Origin of the sequence: Acinetobacter sp. YH12138, from assembly GCF_015218525.1 — a bacterium.
GTDB lineage: Bacteria > Pseudomonadota > Gammaproteobacteria > Pseudomonadales > Moraxellaceae > Acinetobacter > Acinetobacter amyesii.
In genome coordinates this window covers 1,398,405-1,424,888 of record NZ_CP048670.1, presented here as the reverse complement: position 1 = coordinate 1,424,888, position 26,484 = coordinate 1,398,405, and the positions used below count along the sequence as shown (strand labels likewise).

Genomic DNA, 26,484 nt, shown 5'->3' with positions numbered 1-26,484 from the left:
AAAAACACATTATTTCGCTTTTTGGTACTGCTTTTTAGCAGCATCAATAAAGCCTGCGAATAATGGGTGTCCATCACGTGGTGAACTTGTAAATTCCGGATGGAATTGTACAGCAATAAACCAAGGATGTTCAGGAATTTCAACAGTTTCAACAAGACGCTGTACTGGAGAATAACCTGAAATCTTCATGCCTTTTTCTTCAAGCACTGGGATATAACGGTTGTTCATTTCATAACGGTGACGGTGACGTTCAACGATCTCTTCAGAACCGTAAACTTGTGCAGTTTTTGTTCCCGCAACCAATTCAGATTTTTGAGCACCCAGACGCATTGTGCCGCCTAAGTCAGAATCTGCATTACGTTGTTGAACTTCGCCGCGCTCATCTAACCATTCAGTGATTAGACCAATCAATGGTGATTTTGTAGAACGGTTAAATTCAGTTGAAGTTGCATCGCTAATACCCGCAACGTTGCGCGCATATTCGATCACAGCCAACTGCATACCTAAACAGATGCCGAGGAACGGTACACCGTTTTCACGTGCAAAACGAATCGCTTTCATTTTACCTTCTGTACCACGTTCACCAAAACCACCTGGAACTAAGATTGCATCCGCGTCTTTTAATACGTCGTTTACATCTTGGCTTTCAAGTTCTTCTGCATTGACGTAATCGATTTGAACTTTCACACGGTTTTGAATACCCGCATGTAAAAGTGCTTCGTTTACAGATTTGTATGCATCTGGAAGTTCAACGTATTTACCAACCATCGCTACACGAACTGTATATTCAGGGTTCAGTAATGCATCTACAACGTTATCCCAGTCTGTAAGATCAGCTTCTGGAAGATCGTTATAACCAAAACGTTCGCAGATTAAATCATCAACGTTTTGTTCATAGAAAGTACGTGGAATTTGGTAAATTGAACGCGCATCTTTACATACCACAACTGCACGCGCTTCAACGTTCGTAAATAACGCAATTTTACGTGTAGTGTCAGCATCAACATCATGCTCTGTACGGCAGATCAGGATGTCTGGTTGAATACCAATCGACAAAAGCTCTTTTACAGAGTGTTGAGTTGGTTTAGTTTTTAATTCAGCAGCTGACTTAATGTATGGGAGTAAAGTTAAGTGCATTAACATTGTTCGCTTATGACCTAGTTCGACCATAAGTTGACGTACAGATTCCATGAATGGGAGAGATTCAATGTCACCTACTGTACCGCCGATCTCAACGATCGCAACGTCATAGCCTTCACCTGCGCGAAGAACACGTTCTTTAATATTGTCAGTAATATGTGGAATAACTTGAACTGTACCACCGAGGTAGTCACCACGACGTTCTTTATTCAAGACATCTTGGTACACTCGTCCTGAAGTAAAGTTGTTCAGTTTGGTCATTTTCGCACGACGCAAGAAACGTTCGTAATAACCCAAGTCTAAGTCAGTTTCAGCACCATCCTCTGTGACAAAAACTTCACCGTGTTGGAATGGACTCATAGTCCCTGGATCGACATTAATGTATGGATCCATTTTTACCATGGTTACTTTTAAACCACGGGCTTCTAAAAGCGCAGCCACTGATGCAGCTGAAATACCTTTACCTAGTGATGATACAACACCACCAGTAACGAAAATAAAATGGGTCATTAAGTTTCTCGTACAATGGAGCCTAAATTGGCCTACAATGTTGTGCGATTTTACTTTACTCTGTACCAAGAAAGCAAAGTCATTCCGCATCAATTCATAGAACAATTAACAATTGGCTATTGTAACAGCAATTATCATAAAAATTTAGAGTAAGTTCTTATCATTTCTATATTCTTATTTGCTGTTATAATGCATTTATCCAATCCACACTTTTTTGTTTTGTGTAATTATGAATAAGAAACTTTTAATCTGCGGTGCAATCGCAACAGGTCTACTTCTTACAGCATGTGTAAAAAAAGAAGCACCAAAAGAAGAAGAACAGGAACAGGTTGAAGTTGCAGCATCTGAACCAACAGCATCTGTACCTACACAATTAGAACCAGTTGAAGAACAACCAGTTGTTGAAGAAACGACTCAACAGCAAGTTGAAGTGATTCGTGAAGAAACACCGAATACAACAACTGAAATTCGTCGTGAACCCACTCCTCCTGCAGAAGCTCCTGCTCCAAAAGCAGAAGCACCTAAAGCAGCAGAAAAACCTGCGCAAGCTGCTCAACCTAAACAAAACTCTGGTTCTGCACAGTCTGAAGATGACGCCGTTGCCGCTGCCATTGCTGCTGCAACACCAGCTTTAGAGAACTAAGATCGAAGTTTTATCAAACAAATGATCAAAAAAACCCGGCAAAAGTCGGGTTTTTTATTGTTTCTATGTAAATAAAAATCTGTACCCGACGATGCACTGTTTTTTCTCACAACTATTCTTGTAATTTTTCAGCTAAATATTCAATAAATAAACGAACACGTTTCGGTAAATGCTCTTGTTGATAATAGACAGCATGAATAAGCTGTTCATGTGGCTCAATTTGATCGTCTAAAAGTTGTACCAATCGTCCTTCTGCAATATCTTTTTCTAACATAAAAATCGAAAGACAAGCGATGCCCATCCCATGAATCGCAAGCTCGCGTATCGTTTCACCATTTGATGCCTTAATATTTGGTCGGATCGTCAAAGGTTTCCCTGCGACTTGGATCGGCCAAGTATTCATATGGGTAATTTGACTAAATCCAAGTAAAGCATGTGCGGTTAGCTCTTCAGCATTTTGCGGACGTCCATGCTGCTGAAGATATACAGGACTCGCCACCAAACACAGTCGACTCTTGTAGATAAGTTTTGCATGCAAACTGGAGTCGTTTAATTTTCCAAAGCGAATTGCAACATCCGCTTTATGCTCTAATAAGTCAATCACTTGATCATGATTTACTAATTCAATCTGTATATGCGGATAACGCGCATTAAATTCTGGAATCAAGGGAACGATCATATGCAGAATAAACGAAATCGCAGAATCGACTCGCACCAAACCCGATGTATCTGCATCTAATTTCAGCAGAGAATCTTCCGCTTCGCTCAAATCATTCAATATCCGCCGTGTTTTAGCTAAAAACAATTGCCCCTCTTGCGTCAGCTTAATTTTGCGGGTTGTTCGTTCTAACAGGGTTACATTTAATTTAGATTCCAGACGCTGTAATGCGCGGCTTACACCAGATGCTGTTTGATCCAGTCTTTCTGCTGCTTTGATAATAGAGCCGCTATCTACAATAACAGTAAAAGCCTGCAGCTCTTCAATAGTCGATTTCATTGCTTATTCGAATTCGTGATTTTTAATCAATAATATATTCCAAATTCATGCATTTTTCTTCAATAAAATTAGCAGCACAATAGCATCAATTCAAAAAAGAGAATTCCTGATGATTGTTCCCCAATTTGGTGTCGGCACCTTCCGTTTGACAGGTGATACTGTCATTCACTCAATTAAAACAGCCTTAGAGCTTGGATATCGTGCTGTAGACACCGCACAAATTTACGGTAATGAAGCAGAAGTAGGCCAAGCACTCCATGAAAGTCAGGTCAATAGAGCTGATATTTTCTTAACCACGAAAATTTGGACTGAAAATTATACTGCCGACAAACTGATACCCAGTCTAAAAGACAGCTTAATTAAATTAAGGACGGATGCAGTTAACCTCACACTTATTCATTGGCCTGCACCTGCACTTGGAGTCGATATTCCTGAATTAATGGGACATTTACATGAGGCAAAAAAACAAGGTTTGACTGAACATATTGGTGTATCTAATTTTAATATTGAGCTCACTCAACAAGCCATTGATCACATCGGGCTGGAAAATATTTCAACCAATCAAATTGAACTTAGCCCATATTTGCAAAATCAAAACTTGGCCAATTATCTGCAAGCGAACAATATAGATGTCACATCCTATATGACTTTGGCCTATGGCAAAGTTTTGCAAGATCCAACGCTGTTAAATATTGCAGCCGAACACCAAGTCACTTCGGCCCAAATTGCACTCGCATGGGCATTACAAAAAGGTTATGCCGTAATTCCATCTTCAACCCAACGTGAACATTTAATCAGTAATTTAAAAGCTCAAGACATTCACTTAACACCTGAACAGATGCAGGCCATTGCCACACTCGACAGAAATGCGCGTGAAGTGAACCCACCTGAACTTGCTCCAGTTTGGGATATTTAATATGAAATTCAATTTTCCATTAATTGCATTAGCCGTAGGTGCTTTTGCAATTGGCACAACAGAATTTTCACCGATGGGTTTTTTGCCTGAAATCGCAGCAGATTTATCGGTATCTATTCCTCAAGCGGGCTTACTGATTAGTGCCTATGCCGTTGGCGTCATGATTGGTGCCCCATTGATGACCTTATGGTTAGCACGTTTTCCAAAACGTACTGCCCTTATTTTACTTATGGCAATCTTTACCATCGGTAATATTTTGGCAACGATTGCACCCAATTATCTCGGTTTAATGGCTGCACGTTTGGTGACTAGTTTAAATCATGGTGCATTTTTTGGCTTAGGTTCTGTCGTTGCAGCGAGTGTTGTGCCGAAAGATAAACAAGCCAGTGCCGTTGCTATGATGTTTATGGGCTTGACCATTGCCAATATTGGCGGCGTGCCACTCGCAACGTGGGTGGGGCAAAATATCGGTTGGCGTATGTCTTTTGCGGCTATTACCTTACTGGGCATCATCACCATGTTGGCATTATGGAAAGCACTACCCCATCAGCAACAGACCGAAAAACCTGATGTACGAGCAGAGTTAAAAGTATTAACACGCATGCCTGTTGTTTTAGCACTGCTCACCACAGTAATGAGTGCTGGAGCTATGTTCGCGCTCTATACCTATATCGCACCAAGCTTAAAAGTCTTTACCCATGCAAGTCCTGAACTTATCACTTTCATGTTGGTTTTAATCGGGATCGGATTTTCAATCGGCAACCATTTCGGTGGTAAGTTTGCAGATCAGTCTTTAGATAAAACCTTGATTGGCTTTTTAGTCTTACTGATGCTGATGATGCTGTTATTTCCAATTTTAGCAACCACCACCATTGGCGCAGCGATTGCATTAATCATCTGGGGAGCAGCAGCCTTTGCCGTCGTACCACCTTTACAAATGCGTGTTATGACAGTAGCTCACGATGCACCAGGCCTCGCTTCTTCAGTGAATATTGGTGCATTTAATCTTGGAAATGCATTGGGTGCAGTCACAGGTGCCGCAGTGCTAAATCTTAACCTAAGCTATGCTGCGGTGTCTTATGCAGGCGCTACACTGAGCGCTATAGCGTTGATTTTAGTATTGATACAGATGAAGCTTAAACCTCAAATTACTGCATGTTGCGCACAAGCTGAATAACACATACTTAAAATAGCCTACCCAAAGTAGGCTATTTTTTAGTTCGCATATAACTTTAAAAAATCTGCCATTAATTTGGTTGCCCATGAATGGGTGTCGACTAAACCTTCATAATAACCACAGTGACTGCCTTTTTTAGTGGTCACCACCACTACATTCGGCAAAGAACGGATTAATTCTTTATAGGGTTCAAAGTTTTGAATGTGGCAAATAGGATCGTCTTCGGCATTTAAAATCATCAAAGGAATTTTAAGATTTTCAAATACATAAATTGGGTTGGTGGATTTGGCATAACTTTCATAATCAGTAAAACCCGCCATTTGAAAATATGTACGTTCAAACTGCGCCAGATCTTTACTTTTTAGGACTTCTATTAAAGATGGTGTTGATGACCATGTTGCAGAATAGGGTTCTACAAACTTCTGAAAGAGCTTCTTGGTCATCATTTTACTGTAAAAAGGATGGACATTTTTAAAGCCAAGCTCAGTGTCATAGCCCGGACATAAAGCAAAAGCCGCTTTAAGTGGTGTTTCCTCCCCTTGTTCGCCTAAATAGCGGACCAATAACCCCGTTCCTGCAGATGAACCTACACCATACAAACTCGATGCGGGAAATTTCTGCTGAATATAGGCAATCTGTTCACGTAGATCATCTGTTGAACCAAATAAATTTATTTTGGCAACTGGCATAGGTAAATTGGCATGACCACGTCTTAAACACAGTGCAATGCGCCAACCAGTATATAGGTGAAGATCCCGAACCACTTCCCGCATACTTTCAGGCGTTCCCGTAATCGTATGCATGAGCACCACAGTTGGCACAGCCGCAGGTAAATCTAAACCTAACCATGCAATGGCTGCGATTCCACCATCAGCCATGGTCAGCTGCTCTATAGCATCATATTTAAGCTTCACTTGACGCTTTTTAATGATATCAAAATATAGTAAATGTGCGTGGGTATTCGACAGCCAAGGCGTAGGGCGATATTTTTCATGTAGTTGCTTTAACTTCGGCAGCACATGTTTCATTTGCCCTTCAGGATGATAATAAAGCTGTGGTAATTCTGCACCGATAGCATTATCTACAAAATTTAAAAGAGCCTGACGCCCTTTATGAATCACATTATTCATTGACCTTACCTTCACCTCGCTTCGCACCACAGCAAATCATTTCAATCTTTTCACTTTGACTAACAATGCTCATTAAAAAAATGTATCTACAAAACCGTATCTCGCTAGCAATATTTGTTTGCTTAAGCCTCATAAGCAAAAAGCATGACAATATTCATCATGCTTTTTATCATTCTGTGATGAGCATTTAAAATCAGCAGAGTTAAGGCTGATATTGCATAATGCGCTCACCCATTTTCGCCGCCAATGCTTCCAAGCCACTTTTTGGACGAAGCATGACTTCAAAATCAATCATCTGACCTTGTTCATTAAACTGAATCATGTCGATCCCTTTTAACTTTTTCTCGCCAACATTGGCAGAAAACTCAAGTACAACATTGAGGCCATCCTCACTATAAAACTCACGGTGGTAAGTAAAATTTTCAAAAATTTGAATCACATTGGTCAAAATAAAAGTTACTACAGGCTTACCTGGATATGGGTTAAACGCGACAGGTGAACGAAACACCACATCCTCTGCCAAGAGTTCATTTAAAATATTCATATCCCGTGTGTTAAGCATTTCGTGCCAACGTGCAACAGATTTTTTTGTTGTTTCAATAGTCATGTTTATGTCTTTTTTTTGATGAATCATTTCCCTTTCCTCAAACTCCTCTCCCAAATGGAGAGGAAGCACGACAACTGCATATTAAATTGAATGAAGTTGTCGTGGTTTAGTATGAGGCTGATTAAATCACCGCAGCCAAATCTGCACCTTGACGAATGGCACGTTTAGCATCTAACTCACCTGCTTCTTTCGCACCACCAATCAAATGCACATTTTTCCCATCTGCTTGTAGCTGTTCATACATCGCGGTATAGGATTCCTGACCTGCACAAATCACCACATGATCAACATCTAAAATACGTGATTGACCATCAACGGTAATATGCAAACCTTGATCATCAATTTTGTCGTAGCTTGCACCCGCAATCATTTTCACATCGCGGTGTTTCAAACCTGTACGGTGAATCCAACCCGTGGTTTTACCTAAGCCAGCACCAACCGATTTAGCCTTACGTTGCAATAAATACACTTCACGCGGCGATTCTTCGACGTCTGGATGTTTCAAGCCACCGACTTGCGCATAAGTGGTATCAATACCCCATTCATCATAAAATTTCTCAGGATTGAGGCTACCGCTTTCACCTTCATGCGTTAAATATTCAGCCGTATCGAAACCAATACCGCCTGCACCAATGATTGCTACACGTTTGCCAACAGGTTGACGTTCACGTAATACCTGTAAATAGCTCAATACTTTTGGATGATCAATACCATCTATATCTAACTGACGCGGTGTTACACCCGTCGCCACCACGATGTCATCAAAATCAGACTGAGCTAATTCTTCATACGTTGCTGTATGGTTCAATACCAATTTAATCTGAGGCAATAGTTCTATTTTACGTTTGAAATAACGCAGCGTTTCATAAAACTCTTCTTTACCAGGAATCGTTTTCGCAATATTAAACTGTCCACCAATTTGGCTCGATGCTTCAAAAATAGTTATGTTATGACCACGCTCTGCAGCATAAGTTGCAAAGCTTAAACCTGCAGGTCCCGCACCAATCACAGCAATATTTTTCACCTGTGCAGATTCTTTAAAAATCAGTTCAGTTTCATAGCAAGCTTGAGGGTTAACCAAACATGTTGCAATTTTCATTGAGAAAATATGATCTAGGCAGGCTTGGTTACAACCGATACAGGTATTAATTTCATCACTACGACCTTGTTCTGCTTTTTCCACAAAACGTGGGTCAGCCAGCATTGGACGTGCCATGGACACCATATCTGCATCACCCGAAGCAAGTACGTGCTCAGCCATTTCAGGAGTATTGATACGGTTTGAGGTGATTAAAGGAACATTCACAAGACCTTTTAATTTCTTGGTCACCCATGTAAATGCAGCACGTGGCACTTTGGTTGCAATGGTCGGAATACGCGCTTCATGCCAACCAATACCGGTATTGATAATAGTTGCACCGGCTGTTTCAATGGCTTTTGCAAGTTGCACAACTTCTTCGAAAGTCGAACCACCTTCAACCAGATCCAGCATAGAAAGACGGTAAATAATAATAAAATTTTCACCGACTAATTCACGCGTACGACGCACGATCTCAATTGGAAAACGAATCCGGTTTTCATAACTGCCACCCCATTCATCATCACGGTGGTTGGTACGTGCAGCAATAAACTCATTAATTAAATAACCTTCTGACCCCATGACTTCTACACCATCATAACCCGCTGTCTGTGCTAACTGAGCACATCGAGCAAAATCATTGATCGTGCGTTCGACGTCTGCTGTGCTTAAAGCTTGCGGTTTTACTGGGTTAATTGGTGCTTGAATAGATGAAGGTGCAACATTATTGGCTTGATACGAGTAGCGACCTGTATGCAAAATCTGCATCGCAATTTTACCGCCAGCATCATGTACCGCCTGCGTAATCACTTTATGTTTTTCTGCTTCTTCTAAAGAGTCTAATTTTGAACCACCAGCAAATGTCACACCATCATCATTGGGAGAAATACCACCGGTTACAATCAGACCTACACCGCCTTTAGCACGTTCTGCATAAAAAGCAGCCATGCGTTCATAGCCACCCGGTGCTTCTTCAAGGCCGATATGCATAGAACCCATCAATACACGGTTCTTTAACGTTGTAAAACCTAAATCTAGTGGTGCCAATAAATTTGGATAATTTGACATTTTTTCTCCTTAGCGTGCTGAAAAGCTGGCTATTTTTATCTTCACTTGTATACAAGCTTTCTCTTTCCATCTACGTATACAATATTTTTGCAACTTGTTGCACTAATTTATATGCGAGATTTGATTTTTATGCAACATGTTGCATAATAAAAAGTACAAAACTATTTTGACTGAGCCATATATGTCTTTAGCCCATGTTTTACTCACGAGCTTACTTGAAAAACCGAGTACAGGAATCGATCTTGCACGCCGTTTTGACCGCTCTATGGGCTTTTTTTGGAATGCAACACATCAGCAAATCTACCGTGAACTCAATGGCATGCTGCAAAAAGGCTGGATCAGCACCATTGAAGATGAGCACAGTACAACCCGTAAAAAAACCTACCAAGTTGAACAGCTTGGACGTGTTGAATTAGCCAATTGGATGGTTGAGCAAAGCCCTCCGGCTCAATTACGTGAAGAGTTGATGGTTCGTTTACGTGCAGAAGCTCAGCTGGGTACAAATGGCGTATTACCCGAATTAGAACGTCATCTAGAAATTCACAAAGAAAAACTAAAAGTGTACCAGTCTATTTTTGCAAAAGACTTTGCACATGCGCATGATGAAGACCGTACTTTGTACATTCATAAAATGATTTTACAGCTTGGGATTGATTTGGAAATCGGTTGGATCAAATGGCTCGAAACCATCATTCCACAGTTGCATAAATTTAATCGCTAAAACAAAAAATAAATAGGAAGCCGCATGCCACACTATACAATGCCCGATCAGCAACAACTGTATGTTCGTGAATATGGTCAAGGAGAACCCATTCTGGTTTTATCTGGGCTGGGAATGCAGAGTTGGCAATGGCACCCTTTTCTACATCAACACCGAAAACACTTTAAATTTATCATTCCAGACTGGCGTGGATTTGGCGGCTCTAAACATTGTCAAATTCCAAATATGGATACCATTTCAAGCCATTGGCGAGATATTGACAGCTTAGTTTCCCAACTTGGTTACGATAAAATCACGGTCATTGCCTACTCCATGGGGGCAACGACCACCATGCACGGTTTAAAATACGGTCAGTTTGCTGAAAAAATTAAACGTTATTTGCACATCGATCAAACGCCTAAAATACGAGTAGATGCAGATTGGCAATATGGTTTATATGGCAAACGCCACACTGAGTTTTTGAGTATTTTAGAAGACATATCGAAGGTACTTGCAACTAACCTCTCCGTGCCATTTGCACAGCAGATGAATAAACATGACCGTCAAGGTCTGGTCGACGCTTGGTTAAGATTCATAGACTTACAAAATAGCAATCCTTATGCATTATCAGCTTTCCGTTTTGCATACCAACAACCAACTTTACAGAAGCTGATGTTACCTTCACAAAGTGTGGCCTATTTATATTGGTATATTCAAAATTATTTAAACCATACTGAAGATTATCGTGAAGCCATTGCCGCACTCACCGCACCGACGACTTTTTTCACCGGTGCAAAATCGATCCTCTATCCTGCCCAAGGTCAAAAAATTATTGCTGACAGCCTAATCAATGCTGAGCAGATTATTTTTAAAAAATCGGGACACACTCCATTAATCAGTGAACCGGTCAAATTTAGCCGTGAAATCACCAAGTTCTTAAAACAAGTAACCCTATAAGACTGAAAAAAATAGGCTCAAAACTTTCAAGATTGAGCCTATTTTTGTATGAAGGTAAACGTTACTTAACTGTTTGCTTCAAAATTGAATTTCAAAATTAACTTCATAATTACTTTTAAAATAGACCCTAGAAAACCCGACGATCGTATTCAATTGCTTCCAAGTCATACACTTGGTAAACGCAGTCAAATAAAGGACGTGCCAATTCCCCTTCATCATCATTCCGCACGATCAAATAAATTTGGCTAATGGCTGCACTATCCGATAATTTCACATAATTCACATGCCTAAACTGCATAATTTGTACAGATTCAGGAACAATACAAATGCCTTCGCCTGCGGCAACCATGCCTAGTGATTGCTGCAAATCTGCTTGAGTGTTAAAGCGTTTCGGCTCCATACCATATTCTAAAAACAACGACTTGATCAGCGTTGCATAACTTTGACCATCCGTTGCTGGATAGATAAAAATCTGCTCATCTTTGAGATTATTTAATGCAATCTGCTGCTGTGAAGATAAAGGATGGCTCGAATGCACCGCAACAATTAGTGGCTCTTCACGCAATAGCACACGTTTAACCGCCTGATCCGACACACGAACTCGGCTAAAACATGCATCAACCCGACCTTCTTTTAATGCCTGAATCTGATCGACTGCACTCAGTTCAATTAAATTTACATTTAAGTGTGGATATTGCTGACGGAACAAATAAACAATTCGAGGTAATAAACCACAGAGTAACGAACCGCCATACCCAATATTAATGGTACGTTCTGTAGCACTGGCCCGCTGCGTAATGAGCTTAATTTCTTCTGCATTGGAAAGTAATTTCACAGCTTGCTGATAAAAGAAACGTCCAATGGTGGTGGTTCTTAAAGGACGGCTGCCACGCTCAAAAAGCTGTGCCCCCAACTCTTCTTCTAAATTTTGAATTTGACGACTTAAAGGAGGTTGAGCAATAAATAGCTTTTCAGCAGCCTTCGTAAAACTCTGTTCTTCTACAACGGCAACAAAGTAACGTAAATGTCTTAATTCCATGACATTGTCCTTTAATGTCGAATTTCTTTCATAATGGTCTTTTATTTGAATATATCAGGACGACACTCAAATCACATCCTTCAAATTCGGTTATTTAAAAGATGTATACACCACATTTATTGTTTGGTCATGCTAATGTGAAACGATTACAAGGTTAACCCGACTTTAGTATTGGCAATTTTGCTCAATCTTCTCACATGAAAAACTACAAAACGTGATTGACTTCATGAAACAATTCAAGTTAATTAGCAAAATCGTTGCAAATATGGAATAAGAACAGTGCTGAGTGATCTAGATGATTTTTATTGTTTTGCCCAAGTGGTCGAACATGGTGGTTTTAGTGCAGCCGAACGTGCAACAGATATTCCAAAATCAAAACTGAGTCGTCGGGTCTATAACTTAGAAGAACGTTTAGGTGTCCGCCTGATTCAACGTAGTTCACGACATTTTGCTGTTACAGATATTGGTATGAATATCTACCGCCATGCACAAGTTATGATGAATGCCGCTCAAGCCGCACACGATTTGGTTGATCATCTCAGTACGCAGCCGCGCGGCTTAATTAAAGTCAGCTTACCTGTTTCCATCGCGCAAAATGAAATGACCAAAATATTGCCTGAATTTTTAAAGCAATATCCAGAAATTAAAGTGCAAATGATGGTGACCAATCGACGCGTAGATATCATTAATGAAGGCTTCGATCTTGCGCTACGTGTACGTTCAAATCTAGACGACGACCCCAATTTAATCATTCGTAAATTTGAAACGATTGAGCAGCACTTATTTGCCAGTCAGGCGTATCTGAATAAATTTGGTGAACTCAAACAACCTGAAGATTTATCTCAGCATCAAATATTAAGTATGGCGGATGAGCATCTCGATCAACATATTATTGTGACCGATGCACAGCATCATCAGAAAAAAATCAAAGTTAACCCAACCGTGATGGGCTCTGACCTGTCTATGTTAGCTGCACTGGCCTGCCAAGATTGTGGCGTGGTGTTATTACCCGACAGTATTGTGTCCGATCACGTGAAATCAGGTGCTTTGGTTCGTGTACTACCTGAATGGAAAGCTGCACATGGTATTTTCCATGCAGTTTATCCATCTCGTCGTGGCTTACTACCTGCTGTCCGTGTATTCATTGATTACTTAGTTGAAAAACTCAGCCAACATGAACACGCTAAATTTTAAGCAAAAAAAAAGCTTACCCATGTGATGGGTAAGCGAAAACTTAAAAACTAAGTAAAATCAGAAACTACAGCAGAATCTGTAGGGCTATTGTATAAATAAAATACATCTTTATTAAATCGTTAATAGCTCTAACTGATTTTTTGAGCTATAGGCAAAGCCTTACAAATTAAGACTTAGAGAAATGTAGTTAGTCTTAAAAACGATAACGCCCATAACCACCACGAACTCCTAGACTAAAGTCAAAAAATATACAACTGTATAATTTTATTTAACTTCAATCATTTAGACACAGCAGATATGGCATTAACATCACTACAGAGCTTAGATCGCGGGATATTCGCCTGTACCCTCTGGCCATGGAGATAACAACTCAAAACCAGTATCGGTTACAACAACCATATGTTCCCACTGTGCCGATAAAGAACGGTCTGCGGTAATTACTGTCCAACCGTCTTTTAACTCTTTAGTACGCGCTTTACCGCTGTTGATCATCGGTTCAATGGTAAAGACCATGCCTTTTTTCAGAATGACACCTTGACCCGGTTGACCATAGTGTAAAACGCTTGGTTGCTCATGATAAACTTTACCAATCCCGTGACCACAGTATTCACGTACAATGCTGTAGCCTTCACGATGAGCAACTTGTTGAATGGCATAGCCTACATCACCCAATGTTGCTCCCGGTTTAACTGCATGAATCCCTGCAACCATCGCTTCGTAAGTAGTTTCGACTAACTTTTTAGCCGCAGGCGAAACCTCACCCACATAGTACATACGACTGGTATCACCGAAATAACCATCTTTAATGATAGCAACATCAATATTGATAATGTCACCGTCTTTCAATACGGTTTCTTTCGAAGGAATACCATGACAAACCACTTCATTCGGTGAAATGCAGGTGGTTTTGGTATAGCCATAGTAGCCAACGTTGGCAGGAATCACTTTAAGTGTGTTGACGATAAAATCATTACAGATATCGTCTAGATATTCAGTGGTCACGCCCGGCTTGACATACTCCCCGATCATCTCTAAAACCTGAGCAGCTAAACGACCTGAAATGCGTAATTTTTCAATATCTTGCTCGGTTTTAATCGTGATTTTGGAAGCTTTCATCTGAATATCCTCAAATTTGAATACACCGAATTATAGACCTTTTAGATTTTTTTTGTTTTATTCAGCCAATATTTCTGCATTTATTCGGCTTATAGCATCCTATTTAGTGCTGAAAATTAGACCAATTGATTTATATCTGATAAATCTTAATAGCTAAACATATTCCTATAAAAAATTTATATACAATAAATTTCTTTTATTTATCATAAACATAAATAAAACATTATTTTATCTGTCAATATATTCATAATTCGTATTATAAAAACTATCTATACGATTTATAAATTTTGCTCCAAAAACGAGCTTAATTGCACTAAAATTGCCTTTTTTCACAGTTCATCTCCCCTTTATGACAAGTCTTCGTACACGGGATATTGTTGCCTTAGGTTTTATGACCTTCGCACTGTTTATTGGTGCAGGTAACATTATTTTCCCACCAATTGTCGCACAGCAAGCGGGTGAACATGTTTGGTTAGCTGCATTTGGTTTCTTGATCACTGCAGTTGGCCTACCTGTCATCACGATTATTGCTTTGTCGCGTGTAGAAGGTTCTATTCAAGTTTTAAGTTCACCTCTGGGTAAAGCAGCCAGCATTATCCTTACTGTCGCGTGTTACTTAGCTGTTGGACCTTTATTTGCAACACCTCGTACAGCTACCGTTTCTTATGAAATTGGTTTCTCTTCTTATTTTGGTAACAGCGCAAACAGTCTGCTGATTTATAGCGTGATTTATTTTGCATTGGTGACGATTGTTTCACTTTACCCAAATAAAATTTTAGATACCGTAGGTTATTTCCTTTCACCACTCAAGATTTTAGGCCTCGTTATACTGGGTATCTCTGCGTTCTTTATCCCTGCCGGTGTGATTCCACCTGCAATTGATAACTACGTAACTGCACCAGTTTCTGAAGGTGTAGTAAATGGTTATTTAACCATGGATACCTTAGGCGCTTTAGTTTTTGGTATTGTGATCGTCAAAGCCATTACTTCACGCGGTGTAACGGATAGTAAGCTCGTCACCAAGTATGCTGTTATTGCCAGTATTATTTCAGGTATTGGTCTTACCCTGGTTTATATCAGTTTATTCAAACTCGGTATGGGCAGCCATGATATTGCTCCAAACGCAACAAATGGTGCAGTGATCCTGCATGCATATGTACAACATGCTTTTGGTGATATGGGCGCTTATTTCCTATCTGCAATGATCTTTGTTGCATGTATGGTGACCGCGATTGGCTTAACCTGCGCATGTGCTGAATATTTCTCAGAATTGACTAAAATTCCATACAAAGTTTTTGTGTTCATTTTAGTTGGTTTCTCACTACTGATTTCAAACTTAGGTTTAACCAAACTCATTGCAGTTTCAGTGCCTGTTTTAAGTGCGATTTATCCACCTGCGATTGCCGTTATCCTACTGAGCTTCTGCTCTAAATGGTTTATTTCACCATCAAGAGTTATTGCGCCTGTTACCGCATGTGCGTTTATTTTCGGTATTTTTGATGGTTTAAAAGTGGCTGGTTTCGAAGATGCACTTCCAAGCTTTATTGCCAATCTACCGCTTGCTCAACAAAATTTAGCATGGCTGATCCCTTCTGTGATTGTGCTGATTATTGCTGCTGTAATTGACAAAGTTAAAAAATAACCTTTTTTGACCTGTCTAAAATCGGAGTTTTACCCGAATGACGATTTTACCTGTGACCAATAATTGTCGAGTTTTACCCAAACTGACTTTTATTTGTCCTACTACAGCGCAATAATCCTAAGTCATTGAACTTTTAAATAAAGTTTTATTTTCATGATGAGAAAAAAAGCCAGCCCTTTGGCTACAAAATATAATAATAGTTAAAATACAAATACTTTCTGCAAAATACACCGTACACAAACTCCATGATTAAGCCCGATTCAGACTGTAAGCTAGGCGGTTTCTTGTCATAAAGCCGATATACCCGTGTTGGTATATATATTGCTTATTCATACATAGATATTATGCATCGACCATTTTACTCACCAGTCAACACCTTTAGATTCATAATATTTAGTATATGAATAAAATGATTATTCTTATATGATGATCTAACATAGTTTTATGACAAAATAATGACATTTACTATTGAAATACTTCTAGTTTCGAAGTACAACAGTAGTTCAAACCTGACCAAAATCATGGGTTTTGGCTAAACAACAACACGGAGGGGTGGAGATGTTATCAGTACATTTCAAAAAGCAATTCTTCATTAACGCTCTGAAGGCAAATAAGAACATGGTGACCTATACAAGCACCACTATTGCTCTCATGCTGACACTACTTATTCAAGGCTTAATACAAGGAAATTTAAGACCTGAATACTTTGCTTATGCGCTTATTGTCTCGGTGGCCTTTTATTTATGGGCAGTCATTGACCACAAATATCGAAAGCAAAAATCAACAGAATTTTAAGTTAGAAGATGGATGAGGCATCATCCATCTTGAAAAAAGAAAAGATGCCAATCCCCCACCTTCTCGTTCATTCAATCCTTTTTAAATAACAATAAAAAATAATCCTTAAAATAACCAGAAAATCATCAGCCTTTTCTCATAAATTTTCAATTCTGCAGAACTTAAAATTTTGTTTATATAAATTCTTCTACCGAACAATCGTCTGCACTTTAAAAGCTTTTATCTCCTGATTAGCCTCCAATCTAATTGGTACTATTTATGATTGATACTACATTTGCTTAAAACCAAAATTTAACGATGACTCCAAAGAGCAAACCGAGTGTTGCAATTAACTCACCAATCACCAATCCAAGCATTGCCATACTCATCATCCATTTAGGTAAATGCCATTTGCCTAAGACGTGCGGTACTTTAAATTGATTGGTGGTATCAGCTAAAAAGCCATGCAGCACATAGCTTAAAATCGAAAAGCTAAAAAAGAACAAATTGATGATTACAAAGAGTAAATTGAGTGTATGTGGAAGTGCTGAAAAATAGGCCAATACCGCTAAAATAAGCGTCGCTGGGGCGTATAACAAACTGCTCCGATGTGCAATATCGACATAATAATGCGCACGTGCCAGTTCAGACTGTCTTATTTGTGCATATTTCCACACACCCGTGAGCATACCTACCCATAAATAAATCCCACTAAAGACTATCGCAATTTTTACTGCACCCGAAAGTTGAAGCATGTCCATTTTTAATTTACATCCATTGTTCAATTACACGCATTATTTTTATCTGTATTTATACTGCAATAGTAATTGCTTCAAACCTGTTATGACATGACTTTAGAGTCATACTCTTTTCAGGTTTCTTTTTGGAACTTGTGTAAATTAGAGTCATCGGAACACACCCATGAAGTTTGAATCATGTCATCATCTGAAAAACTCACGATTCATTGCCAAGACGGCTATTCGCTGAGTGCGCGCTTTTATCCGCACCAGACAGACCTAAAACAGGTTTTACCTGTGTTGATTTGTCCAGCTACAGGCATTACCAAGCAATTTTATAATAGCTATGCAACATGGTTGAGCCAACAAGGCTATGACGTTTTAGTTTTTGATTTTCGTGGTATTGGTGAGTCGCTACATAGCCCTTTAAAACAATCGACAGCAAGTATTGTTCAATGGGGGCAGCTCGATATCCCTGCGGCAATCGACGCTTTAATCAGTAAAACGCAAGCGCCTAAAGTCATATTACTCGGTCATAGTGCAGGCGGGCAATTATTAGGTATCGTTCCAAATTATGACAAAGTTGCCAAAGTAGTTGCTGTTTCTGGCTCTACAGGACATGTTAAAGAACTTAAAGATCGCACCAAGCTTTTAGCTCCGGTGATGTTTAATGTGATCTTCCCGATTGCACGCTATACCATTGGCTATGGGCCGACCAATGCGATTGGCATGGGGGAAAATTTGCCAAAAGATGTAGCTCGTGAATGGGCTGAATTTTGTAGCAAACCTGGTTATGTCATCAATGCCTTAGGCAAAACTGTTCAGCATGATTTTCATCAAAAAGTGAGCTGCCCGATCACTGCCGTATGGAGCTCCGATGACGAAATTGCCACGGAAGCCAATGTCAAAGACTTGCTGCGCTTATACCCGAATGCTTCGACTCAAATGATTGAGTTAAAACCGAAAGAAACAGGTCATAAAGCCATCGGACATATGTTGATGTTTAAATCATCACATCAAAACCTATGGCCGATCATTGAACAACAGTTACACGCTTAAGTTTTTACCACTCAGTCAGTAATCCGGCTGAGTGGTCTTTTTATGGACTGCACAATAATTTCTACTTTTAGATTCATTCAAACTGCCTGACAGCTTACATATTCTATTTTCTATCTTTAAAATCTGCACTGAACGTCCAAGTGTACTTATTTTCATCAGCCGACTATTGCAAAAAATGATATAACTATTTTTTCTCAATTATATTCTATTTTGGCATGAGTGAAGCACGACACAACCTCGACAGAATTGATCGTTTAATATTATCCGCATTAAGAGAAGATGGACGACTCACCATAGCCCAGCTTTCTGAACGTGTTGGTCTCTCCTCTTCGCCGTGTTGGACACGCTTAAAGCGTCTAGAAAATTTAAAAATTATCGACGGCTATACAGCCAACATCAACCCAAAATCGATTGGGATCAATGAATTATTCTTTATTGAAATCACATTAGAACGTCACGATGATGAAATTTTAGATCAATTTAGTGAAACTTTAGCCAATATGCCAGAAGTGGTAGAGGCCCATTTAGTCACTGGCGATTATGATTATTTGGTGAAAGTTGCAGTTAAAAATGCTGAACACTATGAGCGTTTTTTGCGTAAAAACTTATATTCTATGAAAGGTATACGCCACACCCGCTCCATTTTTGCGCTACGACAATTAAAATCTGCCAGCAGTGCTGACCTCATGATGATTGAGTAATGAGCCAATATAGATCTAATCTATAAGATGACTTTAAATTTTAAGGCAATTGAGTTCAGCACACAATTGCCCTATTTATGTGTTCTAATCTATATAGCCATCTTTTTTCAATTTTTTATCTGTCAAATACTCACGTATGACCAATGTTGCAATAATAATGATGGCTTCTAAGATCGCTACTGTGACGGTTAGTTTGGTAAATACTTCGACACTGAGCAACTCAAACCATAATTGAGCGATGGCTAATAAACCCCATAAAACTGAAATAATAAGTGCACTAAAGACACCGTATTTCATTTTTCTCTCTCCAAAACAACTACATAAGCTTCGCGCTTCCAAAAAAGCAGCATACGACGGATATCCTTTTCCATCGTAATCACCGCCCAACCTTGCTGTGCATTTTGATTTAAAAAATTGGTGAATTTAACAGGATCAACTTTTGAAGAGCCAAGCAGTAAAGATCCCAGCATACCTTCTTGATAGATAACAACTTTATATTCTTTCATCAATATAGTTCTTTATGGTTATAGTGAAATGAACAAATGTTCAGAGCAAAGTATAACGATCGGTTTTTCCTAAAACAACAAAGTTTTAACTGTCAATTTACTCAGCATTTTTTTCAATTTTATGCTTTAATATACACAGTATGAGATGAGCCTTATATGAGTATCACGCGAGTGATACGACTAGCCCCTAACCATGGGGCTTTTTATTGTTTTCTACTCAGCTCACATTGTTGTGTTTCATTGTTCAATTCTGACAAAACGAGACTGTGAATTTCACATGTTTTCACAGGGTCTTGCTCATAAGCCGAATTAAACCATGCAGCAGCTTTTTCAAAATCTTGCTGTACGCCTAGCCCACCTAAATAAAAACTTGCTACGCTAATTTTTCCGTTCAAATCATTTGCTTCCGCAGCCTTTAAAATCCATGGATAAGCTTTTTTATAATTTGGCTTTCCATCTGTACCTCTATAATAAATCATGCCTAACCGGTGCTGATACTTTGCCAATCCTTTTTCTGCTAAAAGTACTGTAGGTTTTTCTGCAAGTAGTAGATCATTCTTCGTATAGTAATAATAGTCGGCCAATTGTTCGATATCTTCCTGCTTACCTTTATTAGCAAATTCAATTAAAAGGCTTTCAAATTTTTTATCATTCCTTGGAATGAGTTCATATTTATTCATGATCAAAAGCATACGCTTTGAATCATCTAAGTTTCTTTCAGCACCGATCTCAAACCATTTTGCGGCTTCTGCATAATCTACTTTTACTCCTACACCTTTGTAATACATCAATCCCAAATTTTGATTTGCTGAGCGATGCCCTAAGGCAGAAGCACGCTTATACAGCGCTATGGCTTCAGGCAGATTAATCTCCACACCTTCTAGCCCTATATGTTTCAGTACAGCCAAATCATAAAGCGCCTGTTTATCGTTATTTTTTGCTTGAACGATGGTCTTTCGGACATCAATTTCGGCTGAAAAGGTTATAGAAAATGGAAATGCTGTTAATACAAATAGCATGAACAATTTGATGTAAGGCAAATGATATTTTAAAACTTTCATTGTTTATTATTCTTGATCAATAAGATGGTGAAAAATGAAATGCTAAAGCACTCTATCTAGATGCTTTAGCATTTTTTAAAGCTATATATAGTATTAACCAAAGAAGCCTATCGTTGCCTGAATGACCACAGCATTGACAATATCTACAAAGAATGCCCCTGTCAAAGGAATAATCAAAAAGGCTTTATGTGATGGCCCATAGGTATTGGTCACTGCCTGAATATTGGCAATCGCTGTAGGCGTCGCACCGAGGTTTACGCCGCACTGCCCTGCACAAAGTACTGCTGCATCATAGCTTTTTCCCATGATCCTAAAAGTTACAAAGTACAGATACAGTGCTAAAACGAGGGTTTGTACCAGTAAAATAATCACCAGTGGGCCTGCAAGATCTGCCAATAACCAGAGCTGCAATGACATCAGCGCCATCGATAAAAACAGCGCCAATGATGCATTACCAAAGACATCGATACAGCGATCAAACATTTCAATTTTAAAGCCAAGTTCAAGGGTGTTTCTTAAAAATACACCACACGCTAAAGCCCAAACGAATGTAGGCAACTCAAACCACTGTCCACGAGCAAACTCTGTCATGAAATAAGCAAAGCTGATACAGATGGCAAACATCCCCATCGTTTTGACGGCATCATCTGCGGTAATTAAACGGGTTTTTTCAGGATATTCGAAAGGCGCCGTTTCAGATGCAGGCGGTGCTTCATTACGTCCTGTTGTCGGTACAAGTTCTTCTGCCAACTGAAAACGGCGGATGAGGAATTTCGCCACTGGCCCGCCCATCATGCCGCCAATGACTAAGCCGAAGGTTGCACTTGCCATACCGAGTACGACTGCGCCTTGTATACCATGATCTTGTTCAAACACTGTACCCCATGCGCCTGCTGTACCGTGACCACCTGTAAGTGTTACGGAGCCTGTAATTAAGCCGATAAGCGGGTCCAGTCCCAAAACTTTGGCCAAGCTGATACCGACGATGTTTTGCAGCATGACAAATACAATGACACAGCCTAAAAACAGCACCAGCGCCTTTCCGCCTTCTTTGAGTTTACCAAAACTTGCGCTCAAGCCTACAGAGGTAAAGAACATCAGCATGAATATTTGCTGAATTTTGGCATCAAAATTTACGGTGATATTAAAGTTTTTAAATAATATAAATGTGATAACGGCAGCGACCAAACCGCCTGCTACAGGTTCAGGAATGTTGTATTTTTTCAGGATGGAAATTTTATGTACAAAGAAATAACCGATAAATAAAACCAAAACCGCCACGACAATTGTCAAAAAAGCATCTAGCTCATAATTCATAATTTAATCTTAAGTGCTCAATTTTATTTACCTTTTTACATAATCATTGGAGTTTTTTCAGCTAGAAAAATGTAAATAAGCTATTTACGCCCCTTCTTCTACTACACATTTTTGAAGCCTAATAAGTGAAATAAATAAAAATGCTCAGCGTATGTGATGTGCTGAGCATTGGTTATTTATGACTGAATATAAAGATTTTTGAGATATTATTTGATATCGAATACCCAGTTATGCGCCTCTTTATCACTGGTGGTTTCACAGACATAGTAATCTTGATCCCACGCATCTTGGTTAAAGATTTCTTTTTTGTGGTAAGTCATCTGTTTGCCATTTTCGACGCAAACAAAGCTTTCACCTTGGTCTTTGACTTGGGTTCCGTTGAGGAAACCACCGATGCAGAGGAAGCGGGATTGTTTGGGCATTTTCACATCATCACTTAAATCACTAATATTTTACCGAAATCCACACCCAGTAGTAAATTCTTGATTGAAACTAGTATGAGCTAAATCATCTAGATTTTTAAATAAATTTTCACCCTATCGCTTCTAAAAAAATTTAAAGTCAAATATCACAATCATGGGTTTTTTTACATACTTTATCCCAGTATTCATAATCTTTTGAATTATTTAGTTTTTTATAATAAAGTCTTAAGTTATAAATAGCATCTGGATGGCCATCTATTGCTAATGGCTTTATTATATTAATAGCAGTATTAATATTAGCTTCCACACCATATCCTTTAAAATATAATGTTGCTAATTGAATTTTCGCTAGATAATAATTTTGATTTGCTGACAAAGTATACCATTTGAAAGCCTCCTTAAAATCCTCATTACCGCCATTTCCTTTAAAATACATTTGGCCAATATTAAACTGCGCATCTGGATTACCTAGCAAAGCAGCCTTCTTATAATATTTCAGCGCATTTTCCAAATCTACATCATAATTATAGCCATAATTATACATCACACCTATTAAATTAAGAGCTGGTGCGAAATTATCATTTTCAATCGTCTTAAAAATTGATGCTGCTTCTGCATAATGTCCTTGTTCTAATCGAACTCTTCCTACATTATAAATAGCTGGAATATAATTTTTATTACCAGCTTCAACGTAATATTTTAATGCTAATTCTAAATTTTTATCGACATAAATTCCATTCTCATAAAAATTGCCAATCTCATTTTTAGCATAGCTACTGATATTATTTACATTTTCTAAAATTAATAATTTTTTATATGCTTCTTCATACTTTTTCTTTTCCAGCATATCTTTATATTCATTCAAAGTATTTTTCTCTTGCTGTTCGGATAAAATTAATGGTTCAGATGAGCTTGAGGTACAAGAGTTTAAAAAAATTATAATAACTAAAGGTAAAAAATACATTCTAAAGTTCATAACTAATCCGTGAATTTAATATCATTTATTTCTTAATATTTTCTAAAAGTAATTTAAACCTAGTGACAGAAGTCAACTTACAATATTCTAATTAACTAAATTTAAACACGTATAAAGTTCGGAATATACTTTTAATAATAAAATAAGGGCTGATTACTCAGCCCTCATTTTTAACTCAATTTAATTTATTTTTCAACAAATTAGCTTAATTGAGCCGCAGCAATTTTCTTAGTATCAACATCTTTAGAAGCGTCAGTATAGTCGCTCATTTTGTCGAAGCTTAAGTATTGGTAGATGTCTGCAGACATGCTATCAATTTGAGCTGCGTATTCTTGGTACTCAGCTGGAGTTGGTAATTTACCAAGTACAGCAGCAACAGAAGCAAGCTCAGCAGAAGCTAAGTAAACGTTTGCGCCTTGACCTAAACGGTTCGGGAAGTTACGAGTAGAAGTCGATACACAAGTAGTGTTCGGAGCTACACGTGCTTGGTTACCCATACATAATGAACAACCTGGCATTTCTGTACGAGCGCCAGCTTTACCATAGATGTTATAGAAACCTTCTTCCATCAATTGACGTTCGTCCATACGAGTTGGAGGAGCCAACCATAGACGAGTAGATAAAGAACCACCAGGAACTTTGTCTAGAAGTTTACCAGCCGCACGGAAGTGACCAATGTTAGTCATACATGAACCAACAAATACTTCGTCAATTTTTGTACCAGCAACGTCAGAAAGCAATTTAGCGTCATCTGGGTCATTCGGGCAGCAAAGAACTGGTTCAGTAATTGTAGAAAGGTCAATTTCATACACTTTAGTGTATTCAGCATCTGGATCTGCTTTGATTAGGCTTGGGTTAGCCAACCATTTTTCCATGTTCTCAACACGACGAGCCATAGTACGCGCATCGCCATAACCTTCAGAAATCATCCACTTAAGCATAGTGATGTTTGAACGAAGGTATTCAGCAACTTTCTCTTCAGAAAGTGTGATAGAACAACCAGCAGCTGAACGTTCAGCAGAAGCATCAGAAAGTTCGAACGCTTGCTCAACAGTTAAGTCAGTTTCCATTTCTGTTAAGTCGATTTCTAGAATACGACCAGAGAAGATGTTTTTCTTACCTTTCTTCTCTACAGTTAAGTCACCTTCTTGGATCGCTACGTAAGGAATTGCATGTACTAGGTCACGTAGAGTGATACCAGGTTGCATTTTACCTTTGAACTTAACAAGAACAGATTCAGGCATATCTAGTGGCATAACACCAGTCGCTGCAGCGAACGCTACAAGACCAGAACCCGCTGGGAACGAAATACCGATTGGGAAACGAGTATGCGAGTCACCACCAGTACCTACTGTATCTGGAAGAAGCATACGGTTTAACCAAGAGTGAATAATACCGTCACCTGGACGTAGAGAAACACCACCACGGTTCATGATGAAATCAGGAAGCGTGTGTTGCATTTGAACGTCAACTGGTTTTGGATAAGCAGCTGTATGACAGAATGACTGCATAACGAGGTCAGCAGAGAAGCCTAGGCAAGCAAGATCTTTAAGTTCGTCACGAGTCATTGGACCTGTTGTATCTTGAGAACCAACAGTAGTCATCTTAGGTTCACAGTAAGTACCTGGAAGTACACCTTGACCTTCAGGAAGACCACAAGCGCGACCAACCATTTTTTGAGCTTGAGTGAAGCCTTTACCAGTAGCTGCAGGTTGAACTGGAGTACGGAATAAAGTTGAAGGTGCAAGACCAAGAGCTTCACGAGCTTTAGTTGTTAAACCACGACCAACGATAAGGTTGATACGGCCACCAGCACGTACTTCATCTAAAAGAACTGGAGTTTTAAGTTCAGATTCAGCGATTTGAACGCCGTCTTTGAACGCAGTTACTTTAGCAGCAGCGTGGTCGATTTTAAGCGTGATTTCGTCGCCCATGTTCATATTTTGAACATCGATTTCTACTGGCAATGCACCAGCATCTTCCATAGTGTTGAAGAAAATCGGAGCGATTTTAGAACCTAAGCAGTAACCGCCGTCTTTTTTGTTCGGGATGTGAGCAATTTCGTCACCAAAGAACCAAAGTACAGAGTTAGTTGCTGACTTACGAGAAGAACCAGTACCAACAACGTCACCTACGTAAGCAACTTGGTTGCCTTTCGCGATAAGCTCTTTGATTTGGCTAAGTGGACCAACTTCGCCAGGAACTTCTGGATTGATACCGTCACGTACGTTTTTAAGCATTGCGTTAGCATGTAACGGAATGTCTGGACGGCTCCACGCGTCTTGTGCAGGTGACAAGTCGTCAGTGTTAGTTTCGCCAGTTACTTTGAAAACTGTAAGTTTGATTTCTTCAGGAACGTCTTTACGGCTAGTGAACCATTCAGCATCTGCCCAAGATTGCATAACTGCTTGTGCATTCGCATTGCCCGCTTTTGCTTTATCAGCAACGTCGTGGAAGGCATCAAATACAAGAAGAGTTTTCTTAAGTGCGTCAGCAGCTAATTCACCAAGCTCTGCATCATCAAGAAGTGCAACTAAAGGAGCAACGTTATAACCACCAAGCATAGTACCTAGTAGGTAAACCGCACGTTCTTTAGTTACTAGTGGAGAAGTCGCTTCACCTTTTGCCAAAGCAGCTAAGAAAGCAGCTTTAACGTATGCAGCTTGGTCAACACCCGCTGGAACACGGTTTTCTAGTAAATCAACTAAAAATGCTTCTTCGCCAGCTGGTGGGTTTTTTAATAATTCAACTAATGCAGCTGTTTGAGCATCGTCAAGTGGCTTCGGTGGGACTCCGAGTGCGGCACGTTCTTCAACGTGTTGGCGGTAAGCTTCTAGCACGGTGTTATTCCTCTTTTTTAAAAAATTATTTACGCATTCCTGCTTTAAATAAAGCTACGCAAATAATATGGACTGCTAAATTTTACTAAAATTCCAGTTAAAAGTTAATGCACTACAAGTGTTTCTTCGTGATGCCCGTTATTTTATAAATAAATGATCCTCATATCGTTTATACAT

At 39.2% G+C, this 26,484-nt stretch carries 25 protein-coding genes; 10 read left to right on the top strand and 15 right to left on the bottom strand.

The genetic code is table 11. The annotated features are described in order from the left end of the window. Positions 1–9 precede the first annotated feature (9 nt). Positions 10–1,650 carry a CTP synthase gene (locus tag G0029_RS06935; RefSeq protein ID WP_078188523.1) on the bottom strand — a complete coding sequence of 547 codons (1,641 nt, stop codon included), beginning with the start codon at positions 1,648–1,650 and terminating at the stop codon, positions 10–12. Between the two features lie 229 nt (positions 1,651–1,879). On the opposite strand from G0029_RS06935, the gene G0029_RS06930 reads away from it, so the two are divergent. Next, a complete protein-coding gene (locus G0029_RS06930; protein ID WP_180041001.1) occupies positions 1,880–2,293 on the top strand; it encodes an internalin in 414 nt (137 codons plus the stop codon). A gap of 112 nt (positions 2,294–2,405) precedes the next feature. On the opposite strand, the gene G0029_RS06925 is transcribed toward G0029_RS06930, so the two are convergent. Next, on the bottom strand, positions 2,406–3,290 hold the full coding sequence (locus G0029_RS06925) for a LysR family transcriptional regulator (protein WP_180107429.1): 885 nt from the start codon (positions 3,288–3,290) through the stop codon (positions 2,406–2,408). 109 nt (positions 3,291–3,399) lie between these two features. Between G0029_RS06925 and dkgB the strand changes: the two genes are divergently transcribed. Together dkgB and G0029_RS06915 are read left to right on the top strand one after the other, a co-directional pair. Continuing rightward, positions 3,400–4,206 carry a 2,5-didehydrogluconate reductase DkgB gene (gene dkgB, locus G0029_RS06920; protein ID WP_180110167.1) on the top strand — a complete coding sequence of 269 codons (807 nt, stop codon included), beginning with the start codon at positions 3,400–3,402 and terminating at the stop codon, positions 4,204–4,206. A gap of 1 nt (position 4,207) precedes the next feature. Continuing rightward, on the top strand, positions 4,208–5,383 hold the full coding sequence (locus G0029_RS06915) for an MFS transporter (RefSeq protein ID WP_180107432.1): 1,176 nt from the start codon (positions 4,208–4,210) through the stop codon (positions 5,381–5,383). 38 nt (positions 5,384–5,421) lie between these two features. On the opposite strand, the gene G0029_RS06910 is transcribed toward G0029_RS06915, so the two are convergent. The 3 genes from G0029_RS06910 to G0029_RS06900 form a co-directional block, all read right to left on the bottom strand. Continuing rightward, positions 5,422–6,513: a YheT family hydrolase gene (locus G0029_RS06910; protein WP_180107434.1), complete on the bottom strand. Its 1,092-nt coding sequence runs from the start codon at positions 6,511–6,513 to the stop codon at positions 5,422–5,424. Between the two features lie 202 nt (positions 6,514–6,715). Further along, on the bottom strand, positions 6,716–7,120 hold the full coding sequence (locus G0029_RS06905; RefSeq protein WP_078193923.1) for a nuclear transport factor 2 family protein: 405 nt from the start codon (positions 7,118–7,120) through the stop codon (positions 6,716–6,718). A 121-nt stretch (positions 7,121–7,241) separates the two neighbouring features. Next, positions 7,242–9,266, bottom strand: a complete 2,025-nt coding sequence (locus G0029_RS06900) for an NADPH-dependent 2,4-dienoyl-CoA reductase (RefSeq protein WP_180107436.1) — start codon at positions 9,264–9,266, stop codon at positions 7,242–7,244. A 181-nt stretch (positions 9,267–9,447) separates the two neighbouring features. Between G0029_RS06900 and G0029_RS06895 the strand changes: the two genes are divergently transcribed. Then, complete coding sequence (locus G0029_RS06895) at positions 9,448–9,987, top strand: PadR family transcriptional regulator (RefSeq protein ID WP_078194002.1); 540 nt, start codon at positions 9,448–9,450, stop codon at positions 9,985–9,987. A 24-nt stretch (positions 9,988–10,011) separates the two neighbouring features. Further along, positions 10,012–10,923, top strand: a complete 912-nt coding sequence (locus G0029_RS06890; protein ID WP_180107438.1) for an alpha/beta fold hydrolase — start codon at positions 10,012–10,014, stop codon at positions 10,921–10,923. A 127-nt stretch (positions 10,924–11,050) separates the two neighbouring features. Here the strand turns inward: G0029_RS06890 and G0029_RS06885 are convergent, their stop codons facing one another. Continuing rightward, positions 11,051–11,962 (bottom strand): LysR family transcriptional regulator, encoded by a 912-nt coding sequence (locus G0029_RS06885; RefSeq protein WP_078188530.1) that lies wholly within the window; start codon positions 11,960–11,962, stop codon positions 11,051–11,053. Positions 11,963–12,241: 279 nt separating this feature from the next. Between G0029_RS06885 and G0029_RS06880 the strand changes: the two genes are divergently transcribed. After that, positions 12,242–13,156 (top strand): LysR substrate-binding domain-containing protein, encoded by a 915-nt coding sequence (locus G0029_RS06880; RefSeq protein WP_180107440.1) that lies wholly within the window; start codon positions 12,242–12,244, stop codon positions 13,154–13,156. A gap of 321 nt (positions 13,157–13,477) precedes the next feature. On the opposite strand, the gene map is transcribed toward G0029_RS06880, so the two are convergent. Further along, positions 13,478–14,272, bottom strand: a complete 795-nt coding sequence (gene map / locus G0029_RS06875) for a type I methionyl aminopeptidase (protein WP_078193926.1) — start codon at positions 14,270–14,272, stop codon at positions 13,478–13,480. Between the two features lie 349 nt (positions 14,273–14,621). On the opposite strand from map, the gene brnQ reads away from it, so the two are divergent. Both brnQ and G0029_RS06865 read left to right on the top strand, forming a co-directional pair. Next, positions 14,622–15,914 (top strand): branched-chain amino acid transport system II carrier protein, encoded by a 1,293-nt coding sequence (brnQ, locus tag G0029_RS06870; protein WP_180107442.1) that lies wholly within the window; start codon positions 14,622–14,624, stop codon positions 15,912–15,914. A gap of 558 nt (positions 15,915–16,472) precedes the next feature. Next, on the top strand, positions 16,473–16,709 hold the full coding sequence (locus G0029_RS06865; RefSeq protein WP_078188534.1) for a hypothetical protein: 237 nt from the start codon (positions 16,473–16,475) through the stop codon (positions 16,707–16,709). A gap of 278 nt (positions 16,710–16,987) precedes the next feature. Here G0029_RS06865 and G0029_RS06860 read toward each other — a convergent pair whose 3' ends face one another. Next, positions 16,988–17,449, bottom strand: a complete 462-nt coding sequence (locus G0029_RS06860; protein ID WP_180107444.1) for a hypothetical protein — start codon at positions 17,447–17,449, stop codon at positions 16,988–16,990. A gap of 174 nt (positions 17,450–17,623) precedes the next feature. On the opposite strand from G0029_RS06860, the gene G0029_RS06855 reads away from it, so the two are divergent. Together G0029_RS06855 and G0029_RS06850 are read left to right on the top strand one after the other, a co-directional pair. After that, positions 17,624–18,484: an alpha/beta fold hydrolase gene (locus G0029_RS06855; protein WP_180110166.1), complete on the top strand. Its 861-nt coding sequence runs from the start codon at positions 17,624–17,626 to the stop codon at positions 18,482–18,484. A 215-nt stretch (positions 18,485–18,699) separates the two neighbouring features. Next, positions 18,700–19,185 (top strand): Lrp/AsnC family transcriptional regulator, encoded by a 486-nt coding sequence (locus tag G0029_RS06850; protein ID WP_078188537.1) that lies wholly within the window; start codon positions 18,700–18,702, stop codon positions 19,183–19,185. An 84-nt stretch (positions 19,186–19,269) separates the two neighbouring features. Here the strand turns inward: G0029_RS06850 and G0029_RS06845 are convergent, their stop codons facing one another. From G0029_RS06845 to G0029_RS06815, 7 genes are all read right to left on the bottom strand, one after another. Then, complete coding sequence (locus G0029_RS06845) at positions 19,270–19,482, bottom strand: hypothetical protein (protein WP_180004964.1); 213 nt, start codon at positions 19,480–19,482, stop codon at positions 19,270–19,272. Then, positions 19,479–19,691, bottom strand: coding sequence for a DUF4177 domain-containing protein (locus tag G0029_RS06840; protein WP_078193931.1), 213 nt, complete (start codon positions 19,689–19,691; stop codon positions 19,479–19,481). The genes G0029_RS06845 and G0029_RS06840 overlap by 4 nt, the downstream gene beginning before the upstream one ends. Positions 19,692–19,894: 203 nt before the next feature. Further along, complete coding sequence (locus G0029_RS06835; RefSeq protein ID WP_180110165.1) at positions 19,895–20,752, bottom strand: tetratricopeptide repeat protein; 858 nt, start codon at positions 20,750–20,752, stop codon at positions 19,895–19,897. Positions 20,753–20,845: 93 nt separating this feature from the next. Continuing rightward, positions 20,846–22,069 (bottom strand): sodium/glutamate symporter, encoded by a 1,224-nt coding sequence (gltS, locus tag G0029_RS06830; protein ID WP_180107448.1) that lies wholly within the window; start codon positions 22,067–22,069, stop codon positions 20,846–20,848. Positions 22,070–22,275: 206 nt separating this feature from the next. Next, entirely contained in the window at positions 22,276–22,491 is a 216-nt protein-coding gene (locus G0029_RS06825; protein WP_078193934.1) for a hypothetical protein, read from the bottom strand. 139 nt (positions 22,492–22,630) lie between these two features. Further along, on the bottom strand, positions 22,631–23,467 hold the full coding sequence (locus G0029_RS06820) for a tetratricopeptide repeat protein (RefSeq protein ID WP_180107450.1): 837 nt from the start codon (positions 23,465–23,467) through the stop codon (positions 22,631–22,633). A 200-nt stretch (positions 23,468–23,667) separates the two neighbouring features. Continuing rightward, the gene (locus tag G0029_RS06815; RefSeq protein WP_180035788.1) at positions 23,668–26,307 is read right to left on the bottom strand and encodes a bifunctional aconitate hydratase 2/2-methylisocitrate dehydratase; all 2,640 of its coding nucleotides are present in this window, start codon (positions 26,305–26,307) and stop codon (positions 23,668–23,670) included. Between the last annotated feature and the right edge of the window lie 177 nt (positions 26,308–26,484).

Coding starts and splice junctions, on each gene's coding strand:
- G0029_RS06935 (WP_078188523.1), bottom strand. CDS start 1,650: ATGACCCATTTTATTTTCGTTACTGGTGGTGTTGTATCATCACTAGGT.
- G0029_RS06930 (WP_180041001.1), top strand. CDS start 1,880: ATGAATAAGAAACTTTTAATCTGCGGTGCAATCGCAACAGGTCTACTT.
- G0029_RS06925 (WP_180107429.1), bottom strand. CDS start 3,290: ATGAAATCGACTATTGAAGAGCTGCAGGCTTTTACTGTTATTGTAGAT.
- dkgB (WP_180110167.1), top strand. CDS start 3,400: ATGATTGTTCCCCAATTTGGTGTCGGCACCTTCCGTTTGACAGGTGAT.
- G0029_RS06915 (WP_180107432.1), top strand. CDS start 4,208: ATGAAATTCAATTTTCCATTAATTGCATTAGCCGTAGGTGCTTTTGCA.
- G0029_RS06910 (WP_180107434.1), bottom strand. CDS start 6,513: ATGAATAATGTGATTCATAAAGGGCGTCAGGCTCTTTTAAATTTTGTA.
- G0029_RS06905 (WP_078193923.1), bottom strand. CDS start 7,120: ATGACTATTGAAACAACAAAAAAATCTGTTGCACGTTGGCACGAAATG.
- G0029_RS06900 (WP_180107436.1), bottom strand. CDS start 9,266: ATGTCAAATTATCCAAATTTATTGGCACCACTAGATTTAGGTTTTACA.
- G0029_RS06895 (WP_078194002.1), top strand. CDS start 9,448: ATGTCTTTAGCCCATGTTTTACTCACGAGCTTACTTGAAAAACCGAGT.
- G0029_RS06890 (WP_180107438.1), top strand. CDS start 10,012: ATGCCACACTATACAATGCCCGATCAGCAACAACTGTATGTTCGTGAA.
- G0029_RS06885 (WP_078188530.1), bottom strand. CDS start 11,962: ATGGAATTAAGACATTTACGTTACTTTGTTGCCGTTGTAGAAGAACAG.
- map (WP_078193926.1), bottom strand. CDS start 14,272: ATGAAAGCTTCCAAAATCACGATTAAAACCGAGCAAGATATTGAAAAA.
- brnQ (WP_180107442.1), top strand. CDS start 14,622: ATGACAAGTCTTCGTACACGGGATATTGTTGCCTTAGGTTTTATGACC.
- G0029_RS06865 (WP_078188534.1), top strand. CDS start 16,473: ATGTTATCAGTACATTTCAAAAAGCAATTCTTCATTAACGCTCTGAAG.
- G0029_RS06860 (WP_180107444.1), bottom strand. CDS start 17,449: ATGGACATGCTTCAACTTTCGGGTGCAGTAAAAATTGCGATAGTCTTT.
- G0029_RS06855 (WP_180110166.1), top strand. CDS start 17,624: ATGTCATCATCTGAAAAACTCACGATTCATTGCCAAGACGGCTATTCG.
- G0029_RS06850 (WP_078188537.1), top strand. CDS start 18,700: ATGAGTGAAGCACGACACAACCTCGACAGAATTGATCGTTTAATATTA.
- G0029_RS06845 (WP_180004964.1), bottom strand. CDS start 19,482: ATGAAATACGGTGTCTTTAGTGCACTTATTATTTCAGTTTTATGGGGT.
- G0029_RS06840 (WP_078193931.1), bottom strand. CDS start 19,691: ATGAAAGAATATAAAGTTGTTATCTATCAAGAAGGTATGCTGGGATCT.
- G0029_RS06835 (WP_180110165.1), bottom strand. CDS start 20,752: ATGAAAGTTTTAAAATATCATTTGCCTTACATCAAATTGTTCATGCTA.
- gltS (WP_180107448.1), bottom strand. CDS start 22,069: ATGAATTATGAGCTAGATGCTTTTTTGACAATTGTCGTGGCGGTTTTG.
- G0029_RS06825 (WP_078193934.1), bottom strand. CDS start 22,491: ATGCCCAAACAATCCCGCTTCCTCTGCATCGGTGGTTTCCTCAACGGA.
- G0029_RS06820 (WP_180107450.1), bottom strand. CDS start 23,467: ATGAACTTTAGAATGTATTTTTTACCTTTAGTTATTATAATTTTTTTA.